Annotated in this window: 9 protein-coding genes and 1 riboswitch; of the genes, 5 read left to right on the top strand and 4 right to left on the bottom strand. The window is 55.1% G+C overall.

Going from position 1 to position 11,020, the window contains the following annotated elements:
• The first annotated feature begins 15 nt into the window (after positions 1-15).
• From baeS to ACLRGG_RS19350, 5 genes are all read left to right on the top strand, one after another.
• A complete protein-coding gene (gene baeS / locus ACLRGG_RS19370; protein ID WP_416251294.1) occupies positions 16-1,401 on the top strand; it encodes an envelope stress sensor histidine kinase BaeS in 1,386 nt (461 codons plus the stop codon).
• 22 nt (positions 1,402-1,423) lie between these two features.
• Positions 1,424-2,131: an envelope stress response regulator BaeR gene (baeR, locus tag ACLRGG_RS19365; protein WP_416251293.1), complete on the top strand. Its 708-nt coding sequence runs from the start codon at positions 1,424-1,426 to the stop codon at positions 2,129-2,131.
• A 162-nt stretch (positions 2,132-2,293) separates the two neighbouring features.
• Positions 2,294-3,670, top strand: a complete 1,377-nt coding sequence (gene trhP, locus ACLRGG_RS19360; protein ID WP_416251292.1) for a prephenate-dependent tRNA uridine(34) hydroxylase TrhP — start codon at positions 2,294-2,296, stop codon at positions 3,668-3,670.
• Between the two features lie 239 nt (positions 3,671-3,909).
• Positions 3,910-4,812, top strand: coding sequence for a lipid kinase YegS (gene yegS, locus ACLRGG_RS19355; protein ID WP_416251291.1), 903 nt, complete (start codon positions 3,910-3,912; stop codon positions 4,810-4,812).
• Positions 4,813-5,269: 457 nt separating this feature from the next.
• A complete protein-coding gene (locus tag ACLRGG_RS19350) occupies positions 5,270-6,115 on the top strand; it encodes an SDR family oxidoreductase (protein ID WP_345828228.1) in 846 nt (281 codons plus the stop codon).
• Here ACLRGG_RS19350 and ACLRGG_RS19345 read toward each other — a convergent pair whose 3' ends face one another.
• The 4 genes from ACLRGG_RS19345 to ACLRGG_RS19330 form a co-directional block, all read right to left on the bottom strand.
• Positions 6,116-8,179, bottom strand: coding sequence for an FUSC family protein (locus ACLRGG_RS19345; protein ID WP_416251290.1), 2,064 nt, complete (start codon positions 8,177-8,179; stop codon positions 6,116-6,118). It lies immediately after the preceding gene.
• A gap of 236 nt (positions 8,180-8,415) precedes the next feature.
• Positions 8,416-9,468, bottom strand: a complete 1,053-nt coding sequence (fbaB, locus tag ACLRGG_RS19340) for a class I fructose-bisphosphate aldolase (protein WP_416251289.1) — start codon at positions 9,466-9,468, stop codon at positions 8,416-8,418.
• Positions 9,469-9,620: 152 nt separating this feature from the next.
• Positions 9,621-10,421 carry a bifunctional hydroxymethylpyrimidine kinase/phosphomethylpyrimidine kinase gene (gene thiD, locus ACLRGG_RS19335; protein ID WP_416251288.1) on the bottom strand — a complete coding sequence of 267 codons (801 nt, stop codon included), beginning with the start codon at positions 10,419-10,421 and terminating at the stop codon, positions 9,621-9,623.
• Between the two features lie 179 nt (positions 10,422-10,600).
• Positions 10,601-10,703, bottom strand: a riboswitch (TPP riboswitch).
• Between the two features lie 197 nt (positions 10,704-10,900).
• Positions 10,901-11,020: IS3 family transposase (locus ACLRGG_RS19330; RefSeq protein WP_416251341.1), on the bottom strand; the 120-nt coding region annotated here is incomplete at its 5' end.

The following is an 11,020-nucleotide window of genomic DNA, read 5'->3' as shown; positions in this document are numbered from 1 at the left end:
CAGGAGGAGAACGTGATGTTCACTAAGTTACGTATCGGCATAACCGCCAAGCTGTTTGCCGCAATATTTTCAACCTGCCTGCTGGTGGTGGCAACCATGCACCTGGGGGTGCGGCTCAGCTTTGAGCATGGCTTTATCGACTACATCAAGAAAGGTAACGAGCAGCGGCTGGTGATGCTGAGCGATGCGCTCTCCGATCAGTATGAGCAGCACGGCAACTGGGATTTCCTTCGCCATAACAACAAGCTGGTCTTCCAGATCCTGCATTCGCTGGAACAGAACCCGGATGCCAGCACTCACCTGCCCCCGCACGGCTGGCGAACGCCGTTCTGGGTTATCGATCAGCAGTATCACGTTATGATTGGCCCACGCGGGCCGATACCGCCGGAGGGCACGCGCCGCAATATCACCACCAGCGATGGGCACATTGTCGGCTGGGTGATAGGTTCGCCGCCGGAGCGGCTGACCCGCAGCGCCGATATTAACTTTGAGCAGCAGCAGAAACGCACCAGCTGGATTATCGTTGGCCTGACTATGCTGCTGGCGGCGCTGGTCACCTGGCTGATGTCGCGCGGCCTGCTGGCCCCGGTCAAACGGCTGGTGGAAGGCACGCACCGCCTGGCGGCAGGCGATTTTTCCAGTCGCGTACAGGCCAGCAGCCGCGACGAGCTGGGGCGGCTGGGGCAGGACTTCAACCGGCTGGCCGGTACGCTGGAAAAAAACGAAAGCATGCGCCGGGCCTTTATGGCCGACATCTCACATGAGCTGCGCACCCCGCTGGCGATTCTGCGCGGCGAACTGGAGGCGATACAGGACAGCGTGCGTCAGCTGACGCCGGCATCCATCGTCTCGCTACAGGGAGAAGTGGCAACCCTCACCAAGCTGGTGGATGATGTCCACCAGCTCTCGCTCTCGGATGAAGGGGCGCTGGCCTACCGCAAATGTAAAACCGACCTGGTGCCGCTGCTGGAAGTAGTCGCCAGCAACTTCACCAGCCGCTTCAGCGCGCACGGCCTGACCCTGACGCTCAGGCTGCCGGAGCAGGCCCCGCTGTTTGGCGATCCCGATCGACTGATGCAGCTGATGACCAATCTGATTGAGAACAGCCTGCGCTACACCGACGCGGGCGGCGGCCTGACTATCAGCGTCAGCAGCCAGCCGGGCCAGCGAACGGTGCAATTTGAGGACACCCCTCCCGGCATTACCGACGAGCAGCGCCAGCAAATATTCGCGCGTTTTTACCGCGCCGAAAGCTCGCGCAATCGCGCCAGCGGCGGATCGGGTCTGGGCCTGGCTATCTGTCAAAACATTGTTGAAGCGCATGATGGCAGCATTATGGCCGATCATGCGGATGCGGGTGGCGTGAAAATTACGGTACACTTACCCTACCACGATAACTAAACCCTCTTCCCCGCAGGATGCTATGAATCAGGAACAGCAAGACCCGCTAATTTTAGTGGTTGAAGACGAGCCAAAACTGGGCCAGCTGCTGGTGGACTATCTGCAGGCAGCCAATTACCGTACCCATCATATTTTGCGCGGTGATGAGGTGCTGGAGTGGGTAAGGCGCACGCCTCCCGATATGATCCTGCTGGATCTGATGCTGCCTGGCGTTGACGGCCTGACGCTGTGCCGTGAGCTGCGCCGCTTCACCGACCTGCCGATTATGATGGTCACCGCCAAATCCGAAGAGATTGATCGCCTGCTCGGGCTTGAAATTGGGGCAGATGATTATATCTGTAAGCCCTTCAGCCCACGCGAAGTGGTGGCGCGGGTCAAAACCATCCTGCGGCGCTGCCAGCGTACGCCGAAGGAGATCCAGCAGGCCTCGCTGCTGGTCATTGATGAAGGCCGCTTTCAGGCCAGCTGGAATAGCAGCATGCTGGATCTGACGCCCGCTGAATTTCGCCTGCTAAAGACGCTGGCACAGGCGCCCGGCCAGGTTTTCACGCGCGAGCAGCTGCTTAATCAGCTGTATGACGACTATAGGGTGGTGACCGACCGTACCATCGACAGCCATATCAAAAATCTGCGCCGCAAGCTGGAGGCGCTGGACGCCGATCAGCCGTTTATCCGCGCGGTTTACGGTATGGGCTACCGCTGGGAAGCCGATGCAGGCCGCTTGATCTGACCTCGCTTATTCTGCCGCCAGATTGAGGCCTGACCTTTGATCTGGCGCCATTTACATTGCCCCCTCCAGCTTTTACAATCCCCGCACATTTTGTCCGGCCATCCAACAGGCGGCCCGACGCCGCTTTCCCGACGAATTTTTGACCACAGACTGGATGCAACCATGTTCAAACCGGAACTGCTTTCCCCTGCCGGTACGCTGAAAAATATGCGCTACGCCTTCGCGTACGGTGCAGATGCAGTGTATGCGGGCCAGCCACGCTACAGCCTTCGCGTGCGCAATAATGAATTTACCCATGAAAACCTGGCCATCGGCATCAGCGAAGCGCACGCACAGGGTAAAAAATTCTACGTAGTGGTCAATATTGCGCCGCACAACGCCAAGCTGAAAACCTTTATTCGCGATCTGCAACCGGTAGTGGACATGGGCCCGGATGCGCTGATCATGTCCGATCCCGGACTGATCATGCTGGTACGCGACGCATTTCCACAGATGGATATCCACCTGTCGGTACAGGCAAATGCGGTGAACTGGGCCACGGTTAAATTCTGGCAGCAGATGGGGCTGACCCGGGTGATCCTTTCGCGCGAGCTGTCGCTGGAGGAGATTGCCGAAATTCGCCAGCAGGTGCCGGAGATGGAGCTGGAAATATTTGTCCACGGCGCGCTCTGCATGGCCTACTCCGGCCGCTGCCTGCTCTCCGGCTATATCAATAAGCGCGACCCTAACCAGGGGACCTGTACTAATGCCTGTCGCTGGGAGTATAAGGTGCAGGAGGGCAAAGAAGATGAGACGGGCGCTATCGTGCATCAGCACCAGCCCATTCCGGTGCGCAATGTCGAGCCGGTGCTGGGCGAGGGGCAGCCAACCGATAAGGTCTTCACCCTGGAAGAGGCGATGCGTCCGGGCGAGTATATGACCGCCTTTGAGGATGAGCACGGTACCTACATTATGAACTCCAAAGATCTGCGCGCGGTGGCGCACGTCGAACGCCTGACGCAAATGGGCATTCACTCGCTTAAAATTGAAGGTCGTACCAAATCCTTTTACTACTGCGCCCGCACTGCTCAGGTCTATCGCCGCGCCATTGATGACGCCGCCGCCGGCAAGCCCTTCGACCCGACGCTGCTGCAAACGCTGGAGTGTCTGGCGCATCGGGGCTATACCGAAGGTTTTCTGCGCCGCCACCGCCATGACAGTTACCAGACCTACGATCGCAGCTATTCGGCCTCTGACAGCCAGCAGTTTGTCGGTGAGTTTACCGGTGAGCGGCGTGGTAACCTGGCGCGGGTGGATGTTAAAAACCGCTTCAGCGTGGGCGACAGTCTGGAGATGATGACCCCGCAGGGTAACGTCACATTCAGCCTGGCCGAAATGGAAAATAAAAGCGCCCAGCCGATCCAGGTTGCGCCGGGGAACGGCCACTTTGTCTGGATCCCGGTGCCGGAAGAGGTTGATCTCGCGTATGCCCTGCTGATGCGCAATTTGGGCAAAACCCCGGCGGGAAACGTGGCCTCCGCGGATAATATCGTTTCCTGAGGTAACTTTTTTAGAAACCGGTCACAGTCCCAAATGCAATTTCTCGCTATCATAGCGACTGCTTAAAATGAGTAATTCTAAACAGCAGTATTGACCAGGAACCACCTCTTCAGCCCGTCTGGCTCCCCCCGGCGGGCTTTTCTTTTTTCAGGTTTCGGACTGCTCCTTATCCCGGCGGCGGCGGATATGCTATAACTGATGCAACTGCGGCCTCTGGCCAGACTGATGAGATAAAAAATATGGATAAACATTCGCTTACGCTGATGATTCTCAACGGCAAAGGTGCGGGAAATATTACTCTCCGCGATGCTATTGAAACCCTACGCAAAGAAGGTGCGCCGATAGAAGTTCGGGTGACCTGGGAGTACGGGGATGGAGAGCGCTACGTCAGAGAGGCAGTCGATCTTAAGGCCACCACCGTAGTGGCAGGCGGCGGCGACGGAACGATAAATGAAATCGCCACCGCCCTGGCCGGTCTGGATGCCGCGCAGCGTCCGGTACTGGGCATTATCCCGCTTGGCACCGCGAATGATTTCGCCACCAGCGCCGGGATCCCTGAAGAAATGGAGAATGCCGTACGCCTGGCTATCGTTGGCAAGGCAACGCCAATCGACCTGGCGCGGGTTAATCAGTCCCGCTACTTTATCAACATGGCCACTGGCGGCTTTGGTGCGCGCATTACCACGGAAACGCCTGCCAGGCTGAAATCGGCCCTTGGCGGCGTCTCGTACTTTATTCACGGCCTGACGCGAATGGATACCCTCAAAGCAGACAGCTGCGAACTGAGCGGCCCTGATTTTCACTGGCAGGGCGATGCGCTGGTGATTGGCATTGGTAACGGACGCCAGGCCGGTGGAGGCCAGCGGCTGTGCCCCGCCGCGCTGATCAACGATGGCAAGCTGGAGTTAAGCATTGTCACTTCGAAAGAGATCCTGCCCACGCTGCTGAATTCGGTTATAGGCGGTGACGATGAAAACCCGAATATTATCCGCGCCTCGCTGCCGTGGCTGGAAATCACCGCGCCGCACGAGATGACCTTTAACCTGGACGGTGAGCCGCTGAGCGGGACGGCCTTCCGTATTGAGGTGCTCCCCGGCGTCATTAGCTGTCGCCTGCCGCCATCGTGCGAGCTGCTGGCCTGACTCGCGGTATGATAACCGCTCCACGTTGTCGTGTATTCTGGCTGCGCGTACAACAGGCGCGAGAACAGTGATGTAGTCTGCACGTCTTATGGACAGCCGTCCGCTTACATCATCGGCTGGCTGTAAAACGGCTGTCCATAAATATGTGCCGCCAGCACACCGCCGGCAGCCTGCTTATCACCGTAGCTTTAGCCGTTATCCTGTTTGGTACCGCTATTTACTCCCTGTTCAGGAACATTCAGACACCCGAAATAATATTATTCAACACCACGGCTATATTTTAAATCCTGACGTCTTTATTTGATTTCCCTTCCCCGTAATCTATAAATCTGCCGGAAGTTTATCACCGTAATAATATAGATATTGTTATATAAAACCGCTTTAGGCTTAAGTTGCGTGGTGGCAGAAAAAAAATATCGCCTACACTTACCCCTTTGCAATAAAACAGGGGAAGGATATGAGTAAGAATATTCTAATCACAGGCGCGGGCACCGGTTTTGGTAAAGAAGTGGCATTCAGACTCGCCGCTTCCGGATTTAACGTGATTGCCGCCGTAGAGATCGAAGCCCAGGTTTTCACTCTTAAACAAGAGGCTGCGAAAAAAAATGTGACGCTACGCGTTGAAAAACTCGACATCTCCGATGCCGATGACAGGCTGGCGGCCTCCCGCTGGGACATTGATATTCTGCTCAACAATGCGGGTATTTCTGAAGGAGGCGCGGTTGTCGATATCCCCGAAGAGAACCTGCGTAAGCAGTTCGAGGTTAACGTCTTCGGTACTATCTTACTGACCCAGCTTTTCGCCAGAAAATTTGTGGCAAGAAAGTCAGGCAGGATAATCTTTATGTCATCCGTCGCGGGTATCACCACTGACCCCTTCGCAGGTGCTTATTCTGCCTCCAAGCATGCGCTCGAAGCCTTTGCAGAAGCGCTGAACAAAGAGCTGAAAGAGTTCAATGTTAACGTTGCTACCATTAACCCGGGTCCCATTTTAACCGGCTTTAATGACCGTATGTTTGAAACCTGGCAGCGCTGGAAGAAAGATGAACCCGCCGTCTTTGACTATGCAAAAATTGCCTTCCCACACGAACAGTACGACCCGGAGCATGTCTATGCCCTGACCGTCAAAGTCGTGAAGGAGGAAATTACCCGCTATCGCAACGTTGTCCCCACTGAATTAGAGGAAGGGACCAAACAGCAGATGGATGCGGTATGGTCCCGTCAGCAGCATACGGATAGCAAACGCAGTGAAGAGGTCGAAACGGCATACCAGATGTCGCCGGAAACCCCTAACGGCAAATAGCTACTCTGCCACGCTCAGGCGGTTTTCCGGCCACCTGAGCGTCGGGTAGAGCGCCAGCCGGATATTAAACAGGTAAAACAGCGGGCTAAATAGCTGGATATCTGCGCGACACAGTGCCTCAGTTTTTATCAGCTGCTGATCCAGTTCGTTAAGCAAATGTTGTGGCGGCTCAAGGTAAATATTCCGCAGCCGCTTTTTAAAATAGTCATTAATTTCTGACATCACCCCATCCGCTTCCACGCCCTTCTCCTTCAGCAGCTGCTGATGGCGAGCATAAAAGTCATAGCAGTTAACGCCCAGCCAGATTTCCGTGATCAAATTTCCGCCCAGCGCCACGCCGGGGGTCGGATCAACCTTATTTCGCGGCAAAATAATATTAATTTTATCTACCATGCTGGCGACATATTGCTGACGTGAGAGCAGCGACGAGGCGTTAATTTTAATTTCCGTCGTAAACTGTAGCAGCTCCTTTATTCCCCGGCGCAATACGCGACGGGCGGACCATGCCGGTCTTTTATTGCGGATAATCGCCGTGACGACAACCGCCAGGATAATACCCACTACGGTCGAAATTGACGCGTTAATAATCGACAGCAGATCCGGCTTAAGATGATGGGTCATCCCAATAAAGCCAGGGATCTGGGTGGCGATAATCAGCCCGATAAAGTTGGTGGTGGGGTTAGCGATGATCAGTCCGAGCACCATCAGGCCGGGTGCCAGGCAGATGATCAGCGCCTCCCAGCTGGTGGCCATCGGAATAAATATCCCCACGTAGACGATACTGATAACAATGGCGAACAGCACACCTTTAAGAAAGACCTTCATTGAGGCAATGGGACTGTCCTGCGAGGCGAAAAATGAGCAGACCACGGCGGCCATCATCGGCGCGGTTGCGCCATCTTTCCAGCCGGTACCTATCCAGAACAGGCAGCCAGTCATGGTGGCGGCAAAGGCGGTAAATGAGGAGAGCAGGATCAGACCCTTGTCGGCATGCTTGCGTATCAGCTTAACGCTGCCGCGTTTTTTCTCATTTCCCAGCTGGCTGACGCGTTCTTTGGCCCCGAACCAGGATTCAGCAATGCGCACGAAGTTGAGCAGCCGCTCCATCAGACCCGTCAGCAGCAACGCCTCTTCCGCACTCATTTCGCCAGCGGCGTACTGCGCCTGAATTTTTTCCTGTGAATCGCCAATATTTTCACGTACCGCCACGGCGCCTTCGCCCTGCGCCGGGCTGTTGAGCCAGCTAAGAAAATGGCTAAAGGAGGCACTGACGAAATCAGGAAAGGCAATCCCCTGTTCCGCCAGCAGGCTGAGGCGTTTTTCAATCGCGGTCAGGGTGGGGATCAGGTAAGAGAGGTGCTGATACTGCGCACTGACCAGCCGGATAAGCCTGCGGGCTGAATCTCCCTCATAGACGCAGTGGGTAATGAGCGTTTCAACGGCCAGCGGGTAGTTCGCCATCTGTACCAGAATATGTTCCCTTTCCGGCGGACGTTCTTTTGATTCGGTCGTCAGCAGCTCATTGCACAGCTCTTTTGCGCTTTCAAACCAGTTACCGACGCTATTTTCCAGCAGATCGCGCATGCGCACCGGGAAAACCAGCATATGTATCAGGCTGCTGCAAACAATTGCCACGGTAATCTCTTCAATACGCGAGATAACGGTATAGGTAATGGAGAGCGGCGTAGTGACATCAGCAAAGCCCATGATGGCGGCACTGTATCCCGCCAGCATAAAGACATAGCTTTTTGGCGTTCGATCATGAAGCGAGAGATAAAGACAGCAGGCGACCCAGAGCGATACGCTGAGGCTGAACAGCAGCGGATGAGTGACGGTGATCGGGTAGATGAGAAAGATGAATATGCCGCCCAGCACGGTGCCCAGGAAGCGAAACAGCGCTTTAGACAGGGTAGAGGCGGAGTAGAGCTGTGATATAACATAAACCGAGACCATGGCCCAGGCGGGCTTATCCAGGTTTAATTCAAGTGCGATATATAACGCTAAAAATGCCGCGGCGCAGGTTTTAGCTGCAAACAAAAGCGCATTTTTTGTTAACCATTTCATCGATTTATCAACGGCTCGGGAAGTGCTAAAACGCTATCTTATCCTGTCCGGATGCAGAGTAGTGCCGTTCGCTGCGCGTAAGTGTGTAACAAAATAATGAAACGACACGTTTCTCCACCTGCGCACTGAGAAACGTGGGTTCGGGCTTCCAGACACTGCCGGAATGCACCTGACGAAATGGAGACAGTCTGGTGGACTACCTCCATTTTTTTACTGGCGCATTCACCTGAACAGCGTTATGCGATGGTGATATCTTTCGCCAGGTAAACATCCTGAACGGCGTTGATCAACGCGACGCCATCCTTCATCGACTTCTTAAACGCCTTACGTCCCAGAATCAGCCCCATACCGCCCGCGCGTTTATTGATCACCGCCGTGCGCACCGACTCAGCGGTGTCCGTTTCGCCTGCCGATGCGCCGCCTGAGTTAATCAATCCGGCGCGACCCATATAGCAGTTGGCCAGCTGATAGCGCACCAGATCGATAGGATTATCGCTGGTCAGCTTGCTGTAAACGCGCTCATCGGTAGAGCCGAACTTAACGGCAGTGTAGCCACCGTTATTTTCAGCCATTTTCTGCTTAACAATATCCGCACCGATAGTGGCTGCCAGATGATTGGCCTGCCCGGTCAGGTCGGCGCTGGCGTGGTAATCAACCCCGTCTTTCTTAAAGTCATTATTACGCAGATAGGCCCACAGCACCGTCACCATGCCCAGCTCATGGGCGCGTTCAAAGGCTGCCGAAATCTCCTCCAGCTGGCGACGTGACTGTTCAGAACCAAAATAGATGGTTGCTCCCACCGCAACGGCGCCCAGATTAAACGCCTGATCCACGCTGGCGTAAAGCGTCTGATCGTACTGGGTAGGATAGCTTAAGGTTTCGTTATGGTTAAGTTTCACCATAAAAGGAATTCGATGCGCATAACGTCGCGAAACGGAGGCCAGCACGCCATAGGTCGAGGCCACGCAGTTGCAGCCTGCTTCAATGGCCAGTTCAACAATGTTTTTCGGATCAAAATAGAGTGGATTGGCGGCAAATGAGGCACCCGCAGAATGCTCCACGCCCTGGTCCACCGGCAGGATCGACAGGTAACCGGTCCCGGCCAGACGGCCGGTATTGTAGAGCGTTTGCATATTGCGCAGAACGGCAGGAGAACGATTGTTATCAATCATCACGCGATCAACATAATCCGCGCCCGGCAGGTAAAGACTCTCCGCGGGAATAGTCATACAGCGGTGCTGTAACAGAGAGTCCGCTTCTTTACCCAGTAACTGTGCAATATCCGTCATGTTAGCTCCCGATCGTTCGTGTGAAAGGGCGAACGGCTTTCGCCCTCTGCGTGGATTTCTTACCCCCATCATCCTGGACCCATTCAGTCTGCTAATGCAAATTGCTGACTCCATTTTTCAGAACGATCCCAGTACGCATAAATTGCCACTCTCTACCACCAGCGATAAAAGTGGTGTACCGGGCCTGCGCCGTGACCGACCTCCAGGGTATCAGCCTGCTCCAGCGCGCCCTGGAGCCACTGTCGCGCCTCCTGCATGGTGGCACTCCAGCCATCATAACGAGGGCGAAGCGCCGCCAGCGCCGCTGAAAGCGTACAGCCCGTGCCGTGCGTATTGCGTCCAGGTACCCGAGGCGCGGTAAAACGCTGTTCACCCTGCGAAGTCAGCAGCCAGTCGGGGCTTTCGCTACCGTGCAGATGGCCACCCTTTATCAACACCGCCTGACAGCCCAGCGCCAGCAGCGCCCTGCCCTGCTGGCGCATTTCGCTCTCAGTGCTGGCGATATCGCATTCAAGCAGCGCGGCAGCCTCGGGCAGATTCGGCGTGATCAGTGATACATGCGGCAGCAGGCTCTGACGCATCGTGGCAACGGCGCGAGGAGAAAGCAGCGCATCACCGCTTTTCGCCAGCATCACCGTATCCAGTACCGTCCAGCGAATATCTGCCGCGTGAAGGGCCTTCGCCACCACCTCGACAATATCGCTGTCCGCCAGCATGCCGATTTTTACGCTGTCGATGCGCACATCCGTCAGCACCGAGCTGAGCTGCGCGGCCACAAAGTCCGCATCAACGCGCATCACCGACTGTACGCCACAGGTATTTTGCGCCACCAGCGCGGTAACCACGCTGGCGCCATAGGCTCCAAGAGCCGAGAAGGTTTTCAGATCGGCCTGAATACCGGCCCCGCCGCTGGGATCGGTTCCGGCAATCGTCAGTGCATTAATGCGCTTCATGCAGCCTCACCGGCGGGCGGCGGGCAGGCGACAGCGTCAGATGCGGCATCAGGATTAAAGCATGAAATACGCGGCAGGCGCGCGGAAAACAGGAGAAGTGAGGTGACGGGTTCGCCCGCAACACAGGTGTAAGGTTGGTTCATTATCGCGCTCCCAGCCAGCAGGCAGAAAGGCGAATGCGCTCAGGCATCTGACTTCCCTCCGCTGGCATTATCCAGTTCAGGTTCAACGGGTTTTTCTCAGCTGTTTCTTTGGAAAGAAACGGCACCCCGAGTCATTGATAAATCTATAAATTTTAGCGTTAATCCACTAACTAACGTTGTTACAGAATAAGAGGGTTCACCCCTCGTTGTAAACCACTTTGTATGCCAATTTGTATCCCATGTAATTCGTAATTTCAGGATGCAGAAACACCCTATACAAGCTAACTCGATTTGTGGGGCTTATGTACTGCTTCATCGTGAATCGCCACGGATAATCTAGACACTTCTGAGCCGTTGATAATATAGGTTTTCATATTCAGTCGGTGGCATCTGCTCGCCAGAACCATGCCGACGCTTACTGTTATAAAACATTTCGATGTAATCAAAAATATCGCT

Source organism: Erwinia sp. PPS120 (assembly GCF_047918655.1).
GTDB lineage: Bacteria > Pseudomonadota > Gammaproteobacteria > Enterobacterales > Enterobacteriaceae > Erwinia > Erwinia tasmaniensis_A.
This window is presented reverse-complemented; position numbering and strand designations above follow the sequence as displayed.